Here is an 18,265-nt window from a genome sequence, read left to right on the forward strand (position 1 = left end):
GCGGTTTGCGAGAAGGGATTGGATCCTGCGCGACTACGTCGTAGGGTGGAGAGCTCGCATCAACCATCGCACCGGCCGTCGGCTGCAGCATCCAGAGGCACGATCCGGCGGTCGTCGCGCGCGCCGATCGAGAGATGGAGAAGAGATGAGCTGCTTGAGCGTGGATCCTGTCGTCACCGACAGCTTCGGGATCGAGCCGGCCTTGAGGGACGACACCCTCAGCGTCAAGCTCACCGGCACGGGGGACATGGCGGCATCTCCGCCGCTCAGCAGGTACGTCAAGGCGCTGGAGGGCGAGGTGATGCGCCTCTCGGTGAGCACCGTCGAGTTCGACGTGCGCGAGCTGCGCTTCATGAGCTCGAGCTGTCTCAAGGCGTTCGTCGGCTTCATCTGCGGCCTGATGGGCCATGGTCTCAAATGCAAGATACGGTTCGTCACGGACGCGCAGCGGACATGGCAGCGTCGGAGCCTGAAGCCCCTGGATCGCATGTGCCCGGAGCTGGTCTCGATCGCGGACGCATGATCGAGAGCCCGAGGCCATGACGAGGAAGCGTCGGACGCTCGCGTTTCTTATCGACAATGTCGTTGGCGACTACCAGTCCGAGCTGCGCGCCGGGATCGAGCGCGGCGCCGCAGCGCACGACGTCAACCTGCTGACGGCGTTCAGCGACCCAGCCATGGCTCGCCGGCCCGAGGTGGCCGACCGGGGCACCTTCTATCACCTCATCGGCCCTGAGACCGCCGACGGCGTCATCGTCGCCTCGTCGACGCTCTCCCCTTACGGCGGCATGGAGGTCATGCGATCGTTCTGCCGGTCCTTCGCGCCGCTGCCGGTGTGCAGCATCGGGACCGCGATCGACGGTGTGCCGAGCCTGATGGTCGACAATGCCCTCGGGAGCGAGATCTCGGTCGGGCACATGGCCGATGAGCATGGGTGCCGGCGCATCGCGTACATCGGCGGACCGATCAGCAGCGAGGAGGCCACGCTGCGTGTCGGCGGTTACCGGAGGGCGCTTGCGGCGCGGGCGATCCCTTACGACGAGCGCCTCCTCGTGTTCGGTGGGTTCACGATCCCTACGGGGCGCGCGGCGATGCGCGAGCTCCTGGCTCGCGGGGTGGCGTTCGACGCCGTGGTGGCGGCCAACGACAGGATGGCGCTCGCGGCGATCGAGGTCCTCAAGGCCGAGGGACGCCGCATCCCGGAAGACGTCCTCGTGTGCGGGTTCGATGATGTCGGCATCGCTCGCTTCACGAAGCCGTCGTTGACGACGGTGCGCCAGCCGATCGAGCGGCTCGGGGGGATGGCCGTGAGCACGGTCCTCCGCATGATCGACGGCGAGGCTGTCGAGGCGCTGCAGCTCGCGCGTGTGGAGCTCACGCAGCGCGAGTCCTGCGGCTGCGGGCACCGCGCGGGCGACACGTTCCTTCAGCCGGTCCCCTCGGTGCGCGGCTTCCCGCGCCCCATCGCGGATCAGCGGGCGTCGCTGGAGCGCGCGCTCGCGAGCAGCGTAGCGATCCCGAGGGGCGCCCTCGACGGCTGGGCGGGCGACCTGCTCGCCGCGATGGAGGCGGAGCTCGCGGGCGACGATGGGTGCTTCCTGCGCGCGCTCCAGGCGCTCCTCGACGGGGCGAGGCGCGAGGGCGTGCTCCTCGAGGAGTTCCAGGCGGTGATATCGCTCTTGCGCTCGCGGGTACAGGGGTCGCCCGTGGGCGGCGACGCGGCGCTGGAGCAGCTCTGGCACGCCGCGCGCATCCTGATCGGGAGCGAGTGCGTGCACGTCGAGGGGGAGCAGCGGCTGAACGTCGAGCTCGCCGCGCTCGATGTCACCTACGGCGCGCGGGGCTTCTCCGCGTGCTTGAGCCTGCCCGTGCTCAAGGGGTTGCTGGCGTCGGAGCTGCCGAGGATGCGGTTCTCGGACGTCGCCGTGTCGCTGTACGACGACGCTCAGCACGCCACCATGAAGCCGCTGTTCGTGATGGAGGACGGCCGCGAGGTGGAGGTGCCGGCCGTGAGCTTCCCGGCGCACCTCCTGGCGCCCCCGGGGTTCCTGGACGCCGACGAGCGCATCAGCAGGATCGTGCTCCCGGTTGCGTTCGGCGACGAGGAGCGGTTCGGCGTCGCGGTGCTCGACCACCGCGCCAGCGGGATGACGTACGAGGTGCTGCGCCTCCAGCTCGGCTCCGCGGTCAAGGCCGCGGCGCTGCACCGGCAGGTCGTCCGGGAGGTGGAGCTGCGCGAGCGGCTGGAGCAGGAGAGGGTCCGTCAGGAGAGCCAGGTCGCGGCGCGCATCCAGACCACGCTGGTGCCGAAGCAGCTCTCGATCGAGGGGCTCGACCTCTGCGCGGTCATGAAGCCGGCAGCCGAGGTCGGCGGTGATTACTACGATGTGATCCCGGCGAACGGGGGCGGGTGGCTGGGGATCGGCGACGTCGCGGGGCACGGGCTCGCGGCGGGCCTCATCATGCTGATGATCCAGAGCATGGTATCGGCGCTGACGTGCAACGACCCGGCCGCGAGCCCGGCGAAGGTCGTCACGGCGCTCAACAAGGCAATCTACAAGAACGTCCGCGATCGTCTGGAGCGCGACGAGCACGCGACGCTCCTCTTGCTTCGGTACGAGCGCAATGGGCGCGTGACGTTCGCGGGCGCGCACGACGACCTGATCGTGTGCTCGGCGCGGACGCGGCGCTGCGGGGCCATTCCGAGCTCAGGCGTCTGGATCGGCGCGCTGCCCGAGATCGGCGCGCTGACGCGGGATGCCGAGCTCTACCTTGGGGATGGAGATGTGCTCGTGCTCTATAGCGATGGCGTGACCGAGGCGCGGAATGCCCATCACGAGCAGTTCGGGCTGGAGCGGCTCTGTGCCGTCATCGAGGCTGTCCAGACCGAGCCTGTCGGCGTGATCCGCGACCTGATCCTCGAGGAGGTCGAGGGGTGGTGCCCGAGCCCGGACGACGACATCACGATCGTCGTGGCGAGGTATCGCGCGCCCGACTAGCTGCGGCGGGGCGGCGCTCGCCCTGGCCGGGCTCGCTCCTCGTGGTGGACCCATCGCGTCGCGGAGGAGCTCCTCGCTGCGTGGGGCACCGCTGTTGCTTCTGCTGCCGAGAGGGCGAAGGAGAAGGCCCCGCGCAGTTACCGCGAGCGCCCTGGTTTCTGGGGCCTTGCCGCCTTCTGTGCTCGCGGTCCACGGTCCGGCGCGCGCGAGCGCGCCTTGGCAGGGGATCGGCGCGTCGCGCTGGCCGGCCTCGGCGCGAGCACCTCGCTCATGGACGCCGCCGTCGCCGCGCGGGCGATCCATCGGTCGAGCTCCGCAGGAGCCGTGCAGGCATCGATGTGAGCCCGCTCCTCCGCCGTCAGTGACAGGCCGCGCGCTTCGAGCACCGCGAGCAGGGCCTCCTGCTTGCCTTCGATCCTGCCCTCGATCTTGCCTTCGATCTTGCCCTCGGCGCGACCACGCTTCTCGAAGAAGAGCCGGAAACGTCGAGACGCCGGGGTTTCAGGGACTTTGCTTGGATCCATGGCCATCTCCCTGAGCGCGGCCAGCGTGGCGTCGCTCAGCACCGCGAGGATCGCACGCGCCTGCGCGTCCCGCAACGGCTCGTCGGCGAGGTGCTTTTCGGTCAGCTCCAGAAGGGAGCAAGGTTGGCGAGCCGCCATGTCGCGAATCCAATCCTCGGTCAAAGAGGACGGTCGCTCCGACCGACGATGCGGAAGAGACCATTTCTTGCTGCTCATGACGAAATAGCCAGGGCGCGTCTAATGAGGTGCGGCGGGCGCCGAGGGCTACCCGCACAGGAGCTGCGGACGAATGCCCTGGTCCCTTGCAAAGACCTCGCTGGCGCGCTGGGCACCTGCCGGTGATCCTCTCGATTCCGGCGACTCCCTCTGGCGGCCGCCACCCTCTCCGCCGCGTTCGCCACCCCTCCCGCCGTGAAATTCCCTGAGTTCGCCGCCCTCTCCGCCTGGCACGCCTTTCGCGAAAGGGCTCGGGCATGCAGGCCACGGCGCTCACGTTCTCTCTGCTCGGGCTCGACGCGCACCCCATCCGGGTGGAGGTCGACTCGGGCCGCGGTCCGTCGTTCTTCCAGATGGTGGGCCTCGCCGAGGCGAGCGTCCGCGAGAGCCGCGTGCGCGTCCGTGCCGCGCTCCAGCAACTGGGCGTCGAGCTTGACGAATATGTGATCACCGTGAACCTCGCCCCGGCAGACCTCAAGAAGAGCGGCGGCGCGTACGACCTCGCCATCGCGATCGCCGCGCTGGCGGCGCTCGGCAAGGTGCCCGCCGAGGGGCTCGACCGGATTGGCCTGCTCGGCGAGCTCTCGTTGAGCGGCGCGGTGCGCCCCGTGCGCGGCGTCCTGCCCGCGCTGCGCGGCGCGGCGGCGCAGGGGGTCACACGCGCGATCGTGCCCCAGGGCAACGCGCGCGAAGCGGCGAGCGTGGCTGGTATCGACGTCCTCATCGCGGAGCACCTCGGCCAGGTCGTCGCGCACCTCCGCGGCAACAAGCCCCTTCCGGGCGCGGGGGCCATGGCCGCGATCGACGCAGAGCCGAGCGCTGCAGCGGCGGATCTCGCAGAGGTCCGCGGCCAGCACGGGGCGCGCCGCGCCCTCGAGATTGCCGCTTCCGGGGGACATAACCTGATCATGATGGGTCCGCCAGGCAGCGGAAAGACCATGATCGCTCGTCGCCTGCCGACGGTTTTGCCGCCGATGTCCTACGACGAGGCGCTCGATATCACCGCGATCCACTCCGTCGCCGGGCTGCTCTCCCCGGACAGGGGTCTCGTCGCGATTCGCCCGTTCCGCGCCCCGCATCATACCGTGAGCGCCGCGGGCCTCGTCGGCGGCGGGGATCCCATCCGCCCCGGCGAGGTCTCCCTGGCCCACCATGGGTGCCTGTTCCTCGACGAGCTGCTCGAGTTCCGCCGAGGCGTCCTCGAGGCGCTCCGCGAGCCGCTCGAAGAGGGCACGGTCGCCCTTTGCCGCGCCCGCGCCCGCGTGGTGTTCCCGGCGCGTCCGATCCTGGTGGCCGCCATCAACCCCTGTCCGTGCGGCTTCCATGGCGACCGCGGCAATCGCTGCGCCTGCTCCCTCGATCGCGTCCGCGCCTACCGCGCGCGGCTGAGCGGGCCGCTGCTCGATCGCATCGATCTTCACATCTCTTTGCCGCCCGTCGATGTCGCTCACCTGTGCGCGCCGCTCGCCGACGGCCGGTCGCCGCTCGACGCGCCCGAGAGCTCCGCGGCGGTGCGGGCGCGCGTGGTCGAGGCCCGGGCCGCGCAGCGCGCGCGCTTCGAGGCGGGGGAGGTCGCAGCGACGCACAACGCCGAGCTCGGTCCGCGCGATCTCGCGCGCGTCGCCATGCCAGACGCGACCGGCGCGCGCGTGCTCGCGTCGGCCGTGGAGCGGCTCGGCCTGTCGGCGCGGGCGTACACCAAAGTGCTGCGGGTCGCCCGCACGCTCGCTGACATGGACAGCAGCTCTGCAGTGCGGGCAGCGCACGTGGCCGAGGCGATCGGCGCGCGGCTGTTCGACCGCGAGGCCGCATGCGGGCCGGCGCCCGCCACCACCGCCGCGGGCGCCTGAGCTCGCCGCAGGGCCAAGGACCACCGCGCCTGCAGCGATGCCGGCGCGATCGCGGCCGCCCCGACGGCCGCGCTGGATCGTCTGTCCGCGCGCTCGGGGGCGCGCACGTTCAACACGCAACAGCCAACACGCAACAAGCAACGAACGCACGTCGAAAAGGAGAGACCGAGATGATGACCGAGATCGCTGAGAAGCTCCGCACCGTGAAGACCGTCGTCGGCACCATCGAGAAGCAGTTCGGGAAGGGGGCGATCATGTCATTGAACGACGAGAACGAGACCCGGGACATCGGCCTGATCCGGACCGGATCGCTGTCGCTCGACGCGGCGCTCGGGATCGGGGGATACCCGCGCGGGCGCATCGTGGAGATCTATGGCCCCGAGTCGTCGGGGAAGACGACGCTCACGCTGCACGCGATGCGGGAGGCGCAGCGCGCGGGCGGCGTCGCCGCGTTCATCGACGCCGAGCACGCGTTCGACGTCACGTACGCGCGCTCGGTCGGCGTCGACATCGACAGGCTGCTCGTCTCGCAGCCGGACAACGGCGAGCAGGCGCTCGAGATCGTCGAGATGCTCGCGCGCTCGAGCGCCGTCGACGTGATCGTCGTCGACTCGGTGGCTGCGCTCACGCCCAAGGCCGAGATCGAGGGGGACATGGGCGATTCGCACATGGGCCTCCAGGCGCGGCTGATGAGCCAGGCGCTGCGGAAGCTCACGGGCATATGTCACCGCACCGACACCACGCTCATCTTCATCAACCAGCTCCGGCAGAAGATCGGCGTCGTCTTCGGCAATCCCGAGGTGACGACCGGCGGCAATGCGCTCAAGTTCTACGCGAGCGTGCGGCTCGACGTGCGCCGGGTGGGGCCGGTGAAGGTGAGCGACGAGGCCATCGGCAGCAGGACGCGCGTCAAGGTGGTCAAGAACAAGATGGCTCCTCCGTTCCGCGAAGCCGAGTTCGACATACGGTGGGGAGCGGGCATCGACGGCGCGGCGGATCTCATCGACTTCGCCTGCCAGCTCGGGGTCGTGGAGAAGAGCGGCGCGCACCTGTCGTTCGCGGGCGAGCACATCGGGCAGGGGAGGGAGCGCGCCCGCGAGGCGCTCCTGGGCAAGCCGACGCTCGCCACGTCGCTCCGCGCCGCCGTCGACGCGGCAGCGCCGGCGCGACCCGGTAGCACCGCGGCGATGGACTCCTGAGCTCGAAGCGGCCGGCGCGCCCGGCGGCTCGCCGCCGCCGGCGCGGCGGCTCTCGCTGCGCGACGACGCCGCGCCTCGTGAGAGGCGCAGCGCGTCGAACGCCGGCGGCTGGTGAGCGACGACAGAGACGACACGGACACGAGAACGACAGCAGACGACAACACATCAACGGACTGGAGCATGTCATGAACGAAGGACTGAACAAGGTGATCCTCATGGGCAATCTCGGCGCGGATCCGGAGCTGCGCTACACGGGCAACGGCACCCCGGTGCTTCACCTGCGCATGGCGACGAACGAGTCGTTCGTGGACAAGAACAAGGAGCCCAAGGAACGCACCGAGTGGCACAGCATCGTGTTCTGGGGGCCGCGCGCCGAGGCGCTGGCCAAGGTGCTGACGAAGGGGGACGGCGTGCTCATCGAGGGCGGGCTGCGCACGTCGAGCTACGAGAAGGACGGGATCAAGCGCTACCGCACCGAGGTGATCGCGCGGGATCTCCGCTTCGCGGGGCGGCGGTCCCTCATGGCGGAGCCCGTGCAGGGTCTGGAGGACGACGGCGAGCCGACGCAGCCCGGGACGAGCGTGCCGACCACGGCGCGGCTCGGGAAGAACGGCGCGCGAGGGCGGCCCCCGGAGGTGCCTGCGCTGGATGATATGCCGTACTGAGGCGGTCCGTCCGGACGGGCGGGGGCGAGGCGGCTTGTTTCGAGCCGCCTCGCGGCGTTCCCAGTGTGCCTCGTCTCACCCGGTTGGCGACATTCCCTTCCTGCGGTCGCCATTGCGGCCCCATCGAGGCCCAGTGCTCATCGATTGGCGTGTTGCTGGATTCCGCTGAGGCCAGTTTCCAGGGCGATATGTCGCGACGCCGCCCTCCGCGGGCCCTGGCGCGCAGCGTCAGCCGCACGATGCGGCACGATGAGCTCGATGACTGATTCGATGACTCCAGGTCACCATCATGCGGTGGACAGTATCCGGCAGTGCCGTCTGAAGAGCTCTCGTCTCCTACATGCGCACAGAAAAATGATTGAATGGATGGAGAATGTGATCGAAGTGTGTTGACGAATGCCGTGTGTTGGAAGTAAACACTGGATGCTAGGCTCGACGCGACCAGGTGCGATTCTCTGGCTGTACACGATCGACCTCCTCAACCGAATCTGCTCGGCCTGCGGAACGGCAACGTGGTAACCGTCAACCGAGGTACTTCATGCTCAGCAATGCGGTTCGCTTTCTGATGGTATCTGCTGCTGCTTCTTTCGTCGCGCTCGGCGCTGCCCCGGCCGATGCGTGCTCCCTGCTATCCAGCGGAGCGCTCGACTTCATCGCTGCCGGTACGCCATCGGCGGCCGGAGCCGTCTTCCTCACGGGCGTTCAGAAAGAGGAGTTCTGGTTCGACCCAGATCCGATCACGGACGCGGTGAACGACGCGGCCAAGATGTCCTCCTACTGGGGTTCGACGAGCCCGAGCTCGGAGAAGTACTATACCGAGTTCACCAAGCCCGGGGCCATCGTCTCGCTGATCTCGAACATCTCCAACGTCGCTGCGGGTGACGTGCTCGTCATCAACAAGACGGTGGCAGGCGGCGTACAGACCGCATACGGTGGGCACACCGTCATCATCACGGGCCCGGCGCAGCAGCTCGCGACGGCCCTCAACCCGATCTACTCGGGCACGGTGCAGTGGGCGCTGCCGATCGCCGACTCCACCAGTTCGGTCCACGGATGCAGCACCACCTGGCGTGACAGCCGGTGGACGAGCACGTGCAGCGACTTCGTCGCAGGGCCGGGGACGGGCTACATGCGCATCTATACCGATGCCTCGGGAGTCCCCGTGGGCCACACCTGGAGCGTCACCTCGGTTTCAGCCGCCAATTATTTCCCGATCACGAGCGCGACCGTCCCGGCGCGGCCCTTCGTCATCGGCAGGCTGAACTCCTGCCCGCTGCCCTGAGCCGGCGCGCCCCCGGGCGCAGCAGAGCGTTCACCGGGCGATCCTGACGGCGTGCGCCCTCAGGATCGCCCGCTCCCCCCTTCGGCGTTTACGGCATTCCGCCCTTCTCGGCTGCCGCGGGCACGCGGCAGAGCTGGGCGATGCCCTTTCCGCTCAGCTTCTCGCGGGTCAGCTCGAACTGCGGCACGTACATGCAGAAGCGTCCGCCCTTCTCGGTCGCGATGCTCGTTCGACGCGAGATCATCTCCTCGAGCTCCGAGCGGCTGATGGCCTTGTCCGTCTTCAGCGTGTCCGAGACCTTGAGATCGACGGCGTTCGGGCAGCTGACGCTGGCAGCGACGGTGAGGTTGGGCTTCACCCGCTCCTGACCCTCGCGGTAGTCAGCACCTGGCCCAGCCTGGCCGCCCGCTTGAGCCCGGCCGGCCTGGGCGCCTGCGTGGGCTTGGCTGCCGCCTTGAGCGCCGCCGGCATGGGCCTGGGCCTGGCTGCCGTCGGTCTGGCCCTGCACACCCGCGCCGCCCCGTCCCAGGTTGCCGCCACCCGACGGCTGCTGCGACTTGCCCGCGGCGACGGGATCGATCCGACCGTTCACGGAGGCCGTGTAGGTGCACCCTTCCTCGACCGGGAACGAGATCTGCTCCTGGAGATTGAGCGCCTGTTTCTTCTGACTCTGCCCCTGCTGCTGCTGCGTGCGCTGTGCGCCGCTCGGGCCGGGCTTGTCGCCCTGATGATGCAGCGCACCGCCCTGCGCCGCTCCCGGCGTGCCCGATTCGCGTTGCTGCGGCGAGCCCGTGCCGCCCGTCTGGGCGGCCGCGAGCGCCGGCACGACCGCGAGCGCTCCCATGGCGAGCGCGAGTTGGATGGACCGATTCAATTTCATATTACCCCCAACCGTAGAACATGCTTCCGATCGTACTCACCACCGCCGCGGGCCGACCGCCCACTAGGCGGCTTGTTCCCAGACCTTCCTTGACAGCGCGTCCTTGATCCACGCGAGGTGCCGCTGCTCATCAGCATAGTTGCGCTCGACGATCGCGCGCGCCTCGGCCGTGAGCGACTCGTCCAGCGCCGCCTGGTACCGGCGGTTCGTGAGCTCCTCGTTGCCGCGCATGGCGAGGAGCGCGCTCTGGTCTCCCCGGCTCGTGATCGCCGTGAACCCTTCGATGAGCTTGCCCTTGAGGTCGCGGGTCTGTGCCGCGATGCCGCCGAGCGACGTCACATGCGCGGTCAGATCCACCACGTGGCGCGCGTGATCGTCCCTGAAGCTCGCGAGCCTCTCCTTGGTATGAGCGTGCTCGCACGCCTCGATGGCGCGGTCATAAGCGGGGATCGCGTCGCGATCGAGCTGGATGAGGTCGTTGAGCACCTCGATGACGTCTCTCGCCATGATGGACACTCCTTCCGGGATCGCGCTCCGCTCGGACCCCCCCGCCCACCACCTGGGGCATTTGCGTGGGGGCGCAAGCCATGCGCACGTCGTCGCCGGAACTTGTGGTCGCCGTTGTCGCGCCCGGTTCGGCCGCCGCTCGAGGCTGCCGTCGGCGGCCGCGGCGGGCGGCCTGGCCTCCCGATCGGTCCGGCAGCCTCGACCTGGCACGGACCGTGAAACACGTCGAGAGACGGGAGACGGGAAACCGGGAAACGCTGACAGCTTCCGTGGACCGGCGCCGCCAGCGCCGGCGCCGCGGGGAGATGGGATGTGCCTATGAAACGCTCTCTTGGCCGCTTGATGCGCGCCGCGCTCGCGCTGCTCCTCGTCGCCTCCGCGGCTTGCGCCGAGGGTCTCGCGAACGCGCCCAGCATCAACCGCGAATGGACCCCGGACGACCGTGCGCAGGACGCCATCGCGAATGGCCCGCGCTCCTGCCCCAGGGAAGGCCCCGATCCGCTCTCGCCCCCCGGCGAGCTGCGCGAGATCTGTCCCAAGGCCGCTCCGCTGAGGCTGCCCAACGCCGCCGCGTCGCCCTGAGCGCAGCCGGCTCGCGCGAGAAAACGTCGCTGTGTCCTCTGACCTCACGTTTGCGCGTGCCGGAGCGCGGGGCGAGCTCGGCAAGGAAGAGGTCCTTCTGCGGTCGACCGCTTCTACAATTCGAACAATTCGATCGCCCGGATGCGCCTGTGCTTGCCAGCGCAAAAGGCAGAATGTCCCGGCTGAGGCGAACTGCCTCATGCAGAAGGAACGATCGCCCGGGCTCCCGTGTGCCTCTATAGGTCGGGCGCGCCAGCTCCCGCCGCGGCGCCGGCTGCGGGGGGGCGACTCCGCCGCTCGCCCGCAGGGCACTCGCGGGGCCCGGCGCCCGCCGCGTCGATCGTGAGCTGGTCGGTCCGGCGTGGCTGCTGCGCGATCGGGATGGTGACGGGCTCCTCGATGAGCTCCGGCGCCAGCGCGCCGCGGGCGGGGATGAAGCGCGGCTCGCCGGGCTTGCGGTCGTCGGCCACCTTCCATGCGCGCGGCACCTTCCTCAGCCCGATGGGGTAGAGGGTGAGGCCCTCGGAATGGACGTGAATCCGCAAGAAGTTCTTGTAGTCCTGGATCCGGAGCGCCGAGAACGCTTCGTTGCCGTGCCGTCGCGCGACGTTGAGCGAGATCAGGAGATAGACGCCCATGATCGTCGACCCGACCACGGCGCCGGTGGCGCCGACGAAGAGCGTCACGCCGAGGAGGCTCCACATGGACGGGAGGTCCTGGACGTCGACGCCGAGCAGCGCGCCGCCGAGGTGCGCGAGCCCCAGCGCCGCCGCGAGGTGCGCGAGCGCATGGAGCGAGCCCGCGAACCGGCGATACCAGGTCTTGTAGGTGTCCGTGAAGACGATGAACACGAGCACGACGACAAGGACCCACCCCACGGCCCCCGGCCCGGGACGGGGCAGCGTCAGTGAGGAGAGCATGTAGAGGAAGGCGGCGGCAGGCCAGAAGCCGAGGTTGTGCCGAGCGAACGAGAGGTTGCGCCAGGCGAGGCGGCGCGACTCCGACTCTGACGGAAACGAGGCACGCAACGTATAAGGGCGCTGGTCGGTGCCCGCGCCGGAGCGGACCACGCTGACCGGCTCGCCGTGGGTCGGGTGGAGGAACGCGCCGCCGCCGCCGGCGATGATGTTCTGCCGGCCGTCCACGGACTCATGGCGGCGGTAGTGGTGCAGATCTCCGGCGATGCGCGCGACGATCTCGACCCCGGGCCGAGCGTCAGCGATCTGCTTCTCGAAGAAGGCGAGGTTGCTCTGGAGCTCTGGGTTGTAGATGGCGCCCTTCACCCAGTCGGGCTCGGCGGTGCAGAGGATCACGCGGTCGCCGTCGCGCATGTCGTGCCTCGCCAGCTTGCAGAAATACTCGATCTGCGGCTGGTCGATGTCGGACTCGAGCTGGATGTCGACGCCGAGCAGCCAGAAGCCATGAGGCAGCTTCAGCGCGAAGTAGCTCCGCGACTGGGACGTCTTCCAGGCGCCGAGCGTGCGGTTCTGGCCGAAGAGGCGCATGAAGCTCATCAGCCCGTCGTACCAGTCGTGGTTGCCAGGGATGGCGAACAGGTGCGGCGCCTCCGTCACATCGGCCTTCGGGAGCGCGGCGGCCGCGTAGGGCTCGACGAGCCGCGTCCAGTACGCCTGACGCGTGGCCGAGGGGTACACCTGGTCGCCGCCCATGATGAGCACCTCTCCGCGCCTCGTCTCCCGGCCGCCGAGCGAGAGGACCGGCCGCGCGAGCAGGCTGGCGATCGCGTAGGTGGGGTTGAAGCCATCGCCCGTGTCCGCCACGTAATCGATCCAGAGCTCGTCGCGCATGACGCCGTTTCGGACGGCGTAATCGAAGGGCGGCTGCGGCCCCGCGATCGCCTCGAGCAGGCGGAAATCGCCGCGCGCGCCCATCAGGCGGGAGACGGTCATGTCGAGCGCGGAGCGGGCCAGCTGGAAGGGGCTGTACCAGCAGGTCATGACGCTCCGCTGGAGCGCCGCGAGCTGCTCGCGATCCGGGCGATCGATCATCCGTCCCTCCGCTCAAGGGAGGGTATCACCGCCGGAGCGCCGCGTCGCCTCGCCCGCGCGCTTCAGCGGGGCGCGACGACGTCGTGGGCACTCACGCTAGGCGAGATCACCGCCCTCCTTGAGGCAGCCGGCGAGCTCGCTGAGGAGCTTGTCGGTCGCCTCCAGACCGCTCGTGAAGGCTTCTCCCTCCTTGGCTCGGCGGGTGAGCCGCATGTCGGGCGAGAGTCGGTAAGGCGAGCTCTTCGGCTGGACCAGCTTGAGCACCTTGGCGTGATCGAGCGGGGTGTCCTCGCGCAGGTGCAGCGTGACCCCCTTGGCGCTCGCCTCGCATGCGAGCGCCTTCAGCCGGCGCAGCTCGGTCTTGAGCCGCATGAGGTGCACGAACCGGCGCGCCTCGAGCGGGGGCGGGCCAAAGCGATCCTCCATCTCGACCGCGAGGTCCTGCACATCCTCGGTCGAGGAGGCGCCGGCGAGCCGCTTGTAGAGGGAGAGACGTACGCCTACGTCGGAAATGTACTCTTCTGGCAGAAGTGCATCGGCGTCGAAAGAGAGCTCGGTGTCGACGTCGTGAACCACGGGCTCGCCGCGCAGCTCGTGGACGGCCTCGTCGAGCATCTGGCAGAAGAGCTCGAAGCCAACCTGGGCGACGGTGCCGCTCTGCTCGGCGCCGAGGAGGTCGCCGGAGCCGCGCAGCTCCAGGTCGAGCGAGGCGATCTGGAAGCCGGAGCCGAGCTCGGTGTGGCGCTCGAGGGCCTCGATGCGGGCGCGGGCCTCGTCGGTCATGGCGTTCGGGGGCGGGACGATGAGGTAGCAGTAGGCGCGCTCCTTGGAGCGGCCGACGCGGCCGCGCAGCTGGTAGAGCTGCGAGAGGCCGAACATGTCGGCGCGGTCGATGAGGATGGTGTTGGCGCGGGGGATGTCGAGGCCGCTCTCGATGATGGCGGTGGCGCAGAGGACGTCGTAGCGCCCCTCGACGAAGTCGAGCATGGCCTGCTCGAGGTTCTGCTCGCTCATCTGGCCGTGGGCGACGCAGATGCGGGCGCTCGGGACGAGCTCGGCGAGGCGGGCGGCGCGCTCGTAGAGGCCCTCGACGCGGTTGTAGACGTAGAACACCTGGCCACCGCGGCCGAGCTCGCGGAGGACGGCCTCGCGGAGGACGGCCTCGTCGTGGCGGGTCACCACGGTGCGGATGGCGCGGCGATCGACCGGGGGGGTCGTGATGATCGACATGTCGCGGAGGCCGGAGACCGCCATCTGGAGGGTGCGGGGGATGGGGGTGGCCGAGAGCGTGAGGACGTCGACGTTGGTCTTGAGGGCCTTGATGCGCTCCTTGTGGGTGACGCCGAAGCGCTGCTCCTCGTCGACGACGAGGAGGCCGAGCCGCTTGAAGTGGACGTCCTTGGAGAGGAGGCGGTGGGTGCCGATCACGACGTCGACGCTGCCGTCGCGGAGGCCACGGGAGACCTCGTCCTGCTCCTGCTTGGTCTGGAAGCGGGACATGACGCGGACCTCGATGGGGTAGGAAGCCATCCGCGAGCGGAAGCTGAGGTAGTGCTGCTGCGCGAGCACCGTGGTTGGGCAGAGGACGGCGACCTGCCTGCCGGCGTTGGCGGCGCGGAAGGCGGTGCGGATGGCAACCTCGGTCTTTCCGAACCCGACATCGCCGCAGACGAGGCGGTCCATCGGACGGCCGGCCTCGAGGTCGGCCGCAACCTCGGTGATCGCCCGGGCCTGGTCGGGCGTCTCGTCGAAGGGGAACGTCGCCTCGAAGGCGCGGTAATCGTCGTCCGGCGGTGGAACGGGCTCTGCCGTGGCGGCGCGGCGCTCGGCGTAGAGGCGGAGGAGCTCGTCGGCCATCTTGCGGACGCTCTTCTCGACCCGCGCCTTCGTCTTGGCGAACGTCTGCCCGCCGAGCCGGTCGAGCTTGGGGGCGCCTTCGCCGCCGCTGAATTTCTGGATCTGGTTCAGGCGGTAGACCGGGAGGTAGAGCTTGTCGCCCCCGGCGTACTCGACGGCGATGAGATCGACCGTGGTTGAGCCGACCTGCTTGTGGACAAGGCCAAGGTACCGTCCGATGCCGTGCTCCACGTGGACGACGTAGTCGCCGACGCCGAGGTTGCGGAGGTCCTCGAGGAAGGCCTGCGAGGGCTTCGTGGAGGAGGCGGCGGCGCGTGCGGCGCGGCGGTGAGCGCGGGCCCCGAAGATTTCCTCCTCCGTGACCAGCGCCAGCCCCTCCGCGGGAGCGATGACGCCGCGCGCAAGAGAGCCCGTGACGACGAGGGCCGTGTCGCGCGGAGACGCGGAGCTGCTGCCGTCGAAGAACGCGGGGTCGAACGGACCGAGGTTGGCCTTCACCCTCACGTCGCGATGGCGGAGCAGGGCGACGAGGCGCTCAACCTGGGTCTGCGCGCGTGCGGCGATAAGCACTCGTAGGCCCGCTTCTTGCCAAGCGACCACGCGACGAACGAGTGGGTCTAGGGCGCCCTGCTTGCCGTGTGAGGCGCGGGCGGTCTTGATGGCGCGCTCGAGGTCCGACTGGTCGCGCGTTGCGAGCGACGGGACGTCCTCAGGGACGACCTCGAAGCGTTCCAGCGAGTTCCGGTCTTCCGCAGCACCCTCAACCCCGGTGCGGTGCAGGGCAACCACGGCACGCGCGCCGAGCCACGAGGCAACGTGTGCCTCGTCCTCGTAGAAGGCGGCCAGCGGGAAGTGCGGCTCACGGTCCTTGTGGCTCCGATCGGCCGCAGCGCGACCGAGCTCGTCGCGCACGGCGGCGGTGACGGAGGATGGGTCCTCAAGGACGATGAGCGCGTCGTCCGGCAGGTACGACGTGAAGGAGGCGAGGTCGATGAAGGCAGGCAAATAGCCTTCGGCCCCGAAGAAGGCGCGGCCGCTCGCGACGTCGTCGACCAAGGCGCGCGCCTTGGTTGAGGGAAAGTCGATGACGTCACACGCGGCGCGTACCCGCTGGCGGGCCCGCTCGACATTGGCAGGCGTGAGGATCGCCTCGCGCGCCGGCGGGATCCAGACCTCCTTCACGTCGGCGACCGTGCGCTGGTCGTCGGGGTTGAAGGTCTTGATCGATGCGACGATGTCTCCGTAAAAGTCGATGCGCACCGGCAGCTCGGCGGAGGGCGCCCAGACATCGAGGAGGGCGCCGCGGACGGCGAAGGTCCCGGGGTCTTCAACCAGGGGGCTGCGGACGTAGCCGGATGCACCGAGGCGGGCCGAGAGCGCGTCGCGATCCATCTCCTGTTCGGCGATGACGAGCTCGGCGTGTTCGGTGATCTCGTCCCTGGGTACGACCTTGCGGGCGAGCGCGGTGATGGGGCAGACGAGGACCGACCAGGGAAGGTCCATGCCGAGGTGGAAGAGCGTGGCGAGGCGGGTCTGGGCGCCCCGGCGGTCCGGGTTGACATCCGCGTAAGGGCTGGCCTCGTTCGGCAGGTAGAGAAGGACGCGGCCGAACGTGGTCGAGCCGGCGGCCTCGGCGTCATCGGCGTCCCGATCGACGAGCAGGAACGAGGTATCGGCCGCCAGAGCGCGGGCGCTGTCGACGTCGGGAGTGAGGGCGATGATCCGGCGCCCGGCGGCGGCCGTGACGAGGCGACGGATGACGAGGGCGCCGGCCGAGCCGGCCGAGCCTGTGACATGACGGGTGCCAGGCGGCGCCGCGGCGAGCTCTGCGGCGAGCTCACGGGGTGTGACGACCCGGCGGTCTGTCGGGAGATCGAACGACGGGAGCGGCTCGAAGTCGGCCGGCGTGGAGGCGGGCGAGCCGCTGGTAGCGGTATCGTTCGAGGCGCTGTCGTCGACGTGGCCTGAGAGCTCGGCGATCGTGGCGCTGAGCGGGGAGCTCGAGGTGGAGGTGAGGGAGCGCTCGGGGGGCATCGGCGCAGCGCGGTCTAGCATGGGCGGCGCGATTCGACCCGCCGTTGTTGTCGCGGTCGCGACCTGACCGTGGTTCGCGCCGCGCACGGGGCACAACCCCACCGTGCTGTGGCCGGGGGCGCAACCCCACCGTGCTGGAAGCGTATCGCGTAGACGTCGTAGGCGGGGGCGCTACACGACGCGCACGCAAGATCGGCCTCGGTTCTGAATCACAGCTCCTCACGATGGTAATGTCGACGCTCGACTCCATGCAGACCTTTCGACCGCTCGGACTCTGTTCGCGCTACCCTGACCGCCTCGAGCAAATACGAGCTGATGAGCCAGTGCGCCTGCTGGCCAGCCGAATGCCCCTCGTTGCGCATGAGTTGAGCCTCGAAGGAGAACGAATGTTTGGTCCCGCCCGTCGCCTGCAACAACGCCGTATCCAGGCTTCGGTCGTGTTGTGCGACGGGCGAACTGATATCCCTGGTTTCCGCTTCTGATGTGATTTTGTCGACGTGTGCTGGTCCTGCGTCTATGCGGCCGCAGGCTCGCCCTCGTTAACGGTGACCCCGTGGAACACGCGCATCCACCACGTTCCCGCAGGGAACGTTACGCTGCGTACACCTGCGCGCCATTGATTGATCGAATGTCGGTATGCGATGCGAAAGGCGTGGACGGTCGCGATGGCGGCGTTCTGTGCGTCTGTCTGTCCGCGGCCGACTGCGAATGTTGGATTGAGATCGCCACGTGGCTCGATGCTCGTTGCTCGCTTGTAAGGAGAAATGTTCCTCGCGCGCGTGGCCCCTAGAAAATCAAGTCTTTGTCGCTGTAGGATAGCGCGAGCCTGTCTCTCGTGCAGATCGATTCTTCCGGTGATCTCGCGGCGAAATTTGTCAGCGTCGCAATCGTTAATAGACGGTGGAAGCGTGATCGCAAGCGCTACGTCGGTTGGCCATTCGGGGTTCTGTGGATTGAAGTATATTTGAGGGCGTTGGGCGCACAGCACGCCGCGGCCGATGTCGCCGACGAGCACCTTGGCTCCTGGCCACTCATGTGCATGCTGTACGAGACCAGCAGCAACCGGATTTGCGAGCGTGTAAGCGATCTTCTCCACCAGAGCGTCCCGTGTTGCTAGCCGCACCACGCTCGTCGCTCGATGGTCCCACACCGGCCCCTCCCACGCGCGCAAGATCTTGGTCCCGAGAGCGACAAGTCGATGGAATCTCTGCAGAAATCGTGGGAGCTCGCCATGTGTGTCTGTGACAACGATATGAATGTGCGTGGACATCACGCAGAGGGCGTGTACGAGGATACCATAGCGGTTGGCCGAGACCGCCAGGGTATAGATCACGAGCCGTGTGATCGCGGAATCGGGGCGGAAGAGGAAATGCCTTCGCAGTACACGGCGGGTGAGAAGATACGTAGCGCCGGGAACGATAGCACGAGGCTGGCTCATGCCAGATGGTTACGTCAAGCGCCGTGCCAGTCTCGAAATTCGCCGATTTTTGAGGATTTGGGTGACCGAGCGGGTGGCGGCCGCCATCCTCTCCGCCACCTGTCGCCACCCAATGGTCAGGTCGGGGTGGCAGGGCAGAGCGCGTGCCGAGCGCTGCAGAGCGCAACGTCAGTCGAGCGCGACGTCTCAACGTGGCTCGGTAGACGGCGGCTGCTGTGAAGGC

Annotated in this window: 13 protein-coding genes; 7 read left to right on the forward strand and 6 right to left on the reverse strand. The window is 68.9% G+C overall.

What is annotated here, in order from left to right; all coding sequences use genetic code 11:
* The first annotated feature begins 145 nt into the window (after nt 1-145).
* Entirely contained in the window at nt 146-523 is a 378-nt protein-coding gene (locus WME79_RS14800; RefSeq protein ID WP_437535555.1) for a hypothetical protein, read from the forward strand.
* 16 nt (nt 524-539) lie between these two features.
* Nucleotides 540-2,999, forward strand: coding sequence for a SpoIIE family protein phosphatase (locus WME79_RS14805; RefSeq protein ID WP_437535558.1), 2,460 nt, complete (start codon nt 540-542; stop codon nt 2,997-2,999).
* Nucleotides 3,000-3,136: 137 nt separating this feature from the next.
* Here the strand turns inward: WME79_RS14805 and WME79_RS14810 are convergent, their stop codons facing one another.
* Entirely contained in the window at nt 3,137-3,661 is a 525-nt protein-coding gene (locus WME79_RS14810) for a hypothetical protein (protein ID WP_437535561.1), read from the reverse strand.
* Between the two features lie 335 nt (nt 3,662-3,996).
* Here WME79_RS14810 and WME79_RS14815 point away from each other — a divergent pair, with 335 nt between their 5' ends.
* From WME79_RS14815 to WME79_RS14830, 4 genes are all read left to right on the forward strand, one after another.
* Nucleotides 3,997-5,589: a YifB family Mg chelatase-like AAA ATPase gene (locus tag WME79_RS14815; RefSeq protein ID WP_437535564.1), complete on the forward strand. Its 1,593-nt coding sequence runs from the start codon at nt 3,997-3,999 to the stop codon at nt 5,587-5,589.
* A gap of 170 nt (nt 5,590-5,759) precedes the next feature.
* On the forward strand, nt 5,760-6,788 hold the full coding sequence (gene recA / locus WME79_RS14820) for a recombinase RecA (RefSeq protein ID WP_437535567.1): 1,029 nt from the start codon (nt 5,760-5,762) through the stop codon (nt 6,786-6,788).
* 185 nt (nt 6,789-6,973) lie between these two features.
* The gene (locus tag WME79_RS14825; protein ID WP_437535570.1) at nt 6,974-7,453 is read left to right on the forward strand and encodes a single-stranded DNA-binding protein; all 480 of its coding nucleotides are present in this window, start codon (nt 6,974-6,976) and stop codon (nt 7,451-7,453) included.
* Nucleotides 7,454-8,018: 565 nt separating this feature from the next.
* Entirely contained in the window at nt 8,019-8,735 is a 717-nt protein-coding gene (locus WME79_RS14830) for a hypothetical protein (protein WP_437535573.1), read from the forward strand.
* Between the two features lie 88 nt (nt 8,736-8,823).
* On the opposite strand, the gene WME79_RS14835 is transcribed toward WME79_RS14830, so the two are convergent.
* Together WME79_RS14835 and WME79_RS14840 are read right to left on the reverse strand one after the other, a co-directional pair.
* On the reverse strand, nt 8,824-9,561 hold the full coding sequence (locus tag WME79_RS14835) for a hypothetical protein (protein WP_437535576.1): 738 nt from the start codon (nt 9,559-9,561) through the stop codon (nt 8,824-8,826).
* 117 nt (nt 9,562-9,678) lie between these two features.
* Nucleotides 9,679-10,122 carry a DUF2383 domain-containing protein gene (locus tag WME79_RS14840; protein WP_437535578.1) on the reverse strand — a complete coding sequence of 148 codons (444 nt, stop codon included), beginning with the start codon at nt 10,120-10,122 and terminating at the stop codon, nt 9,679-9,681.
* Nucleotides 10,123-10,440: 318 nt separating this feature from the next.
* Between WME79_RS14840 and WME79_RS14845 the strand changes: the two genes are divergently transcribed.
* Complete coding sequence (locus tag WME79_RS14845) at nt 10,441-10,704, forward strand: hypothetical protein (RefSeq protein WP_437535581.1); 264 nt, start codon at nt 10,441-10,443, stop codon at nt 10,702-10,704.
* A 236-nt stretch (nt 10,705-10,940) separates the two neighbouring features.
* Here the strand turns inward: WME79_RS14845 and WME79_RS14850 are convergent, their stop codons facing one another.
* From WME79_RS14850 to WME79_RS14860, 3 genes are all read right to left on the reverse strand, one after another.
* Entirely contained in the window at nt 10,941-12,713 is a 1,773-nt protein-coding gene (locus tag WME79_RS14850) for a metallophosphoesterase (protein WP_437535583.1), read from the reverse strand.
* 96 nt (nt 12,714-12,809) lie between these two features.
* Nucleotides 12,810-16,625: a transcription-repair coupling factor gene (gene mfd / locus WME79_RS14855; protein WP_437535586.1), complete on the reverse strand. Its 3,816-nt coding sequence runs from the start codon at nt 16,623-16,625 to the stop codon at nt 12,810-12,812.
* Nucleotides 16,626-17,118: 493 nt separating this feature from the next.
* On the reverse strand, nt 17,119-18,042 hold the full coding sequence (locus tag WME79_RS14860) for a transposase (RefSeq protein WP_437535589.1): 924 nt from the start codon (nt 18,040-18,042) through the stop codon (nt 17,119-17,121).
* Nucleotides 18,043-18,265: the final 223 nt, after the last annotated feature.

The organism is Sorangium sp. So ce726 (genome assembly GCF_051521405.1).
In the GTDB taxonomy this organism is placed as follows: domain Bacteria; phylum Myxococcota_A; class Polyangia; order Polyangiales; family Polyangiaceae; genus Sorangium.

Bases quoted from the DNA above. Each gene is read 5' to 3' on its own strand.
- WME79_RS14800 (WP_437535555.1), top strand. From the start codon at position 146: ATGAGCTGCTTGAGCGTGGATCCTGTCGTCACCGACAGCTTCGGGATC.
- WME79_RS14805 (WP_437535558.1), top strand. From the start codon at position 540: ATGACGAGGAAGCGTCGGACGCTCGCGTTTCTTATCGACAATGTCGTT.
- WME79_RS14810 (WP_437535561.1), bottom strand. From the start codon at position 3,661: ATGGCGGCTCGCCAACCTTGCTCCCTTCTGGAGCTGACCGAAAAGCAC.
- WME79_RS14815 (WP_437535564.1), top strand. From the start codon at position 3,997: ATGCAGGCCACGGCGCTCACGTTCTCTCTGCTCGGGCTCGACGCGCAC.
- recA (WP_437535567.1), top strand. From the start codon at position 5,760: ATGATGACCGAGATCGCTGAGAAGCTCCGCACCGTGAAGACCGTCGTC.
- WME79_RS14825 (WP_437535570.1), top strand. From the start codon at position 6,974: ATGAACGAAGGACTGAACAAGGTGATCCTCATGGGCAATCTCGGCGCG.
- WME79_RS14830 (WP_437535573.1), top strand. From the start codon at position 8,019: ATGGTATCTGCTGCTGCTTCTTTCGTCGCGCTCGGCGCTGCCCCGGCC.
- WME79_RS14840 (WP_437535578.1), bottom strand. From the start codon at position 10,122: ATGGCGAGAGACGTCATCGAGGTGCTCAACGACCTCATCCAGCTCGAT.
- WME79_RS14845 (WP_437535581.1), top strand. From the start codon at position 10,441: ATGAAACGCTCTCTTGGCCGCTTGATGCGCGCCGCGCTCGCGCTGCTC.
- WME79_RS14850 (WP_437535583.1), bottom strand. From the start codon at position 12,713: ATGATCGATCGCCCGGATCGCGAGCAGCTCGCGGCGCTCCAGCGGAGC.
- mfd (WP_437535586.1), bottom strand. From the start codon at position 16,625: ATGCTAGACCGCGCTGCGCCGATGCCCCCCGAGCGCTCCCTCACCTCC.
- WME79_RS14860 (WP_437535589.1), bottom strand. From the start codon at position 18,042: ATGAGCCAGCCTCGTGCTATCGTTCCCGGCGCTACGTATCTTCTCACC.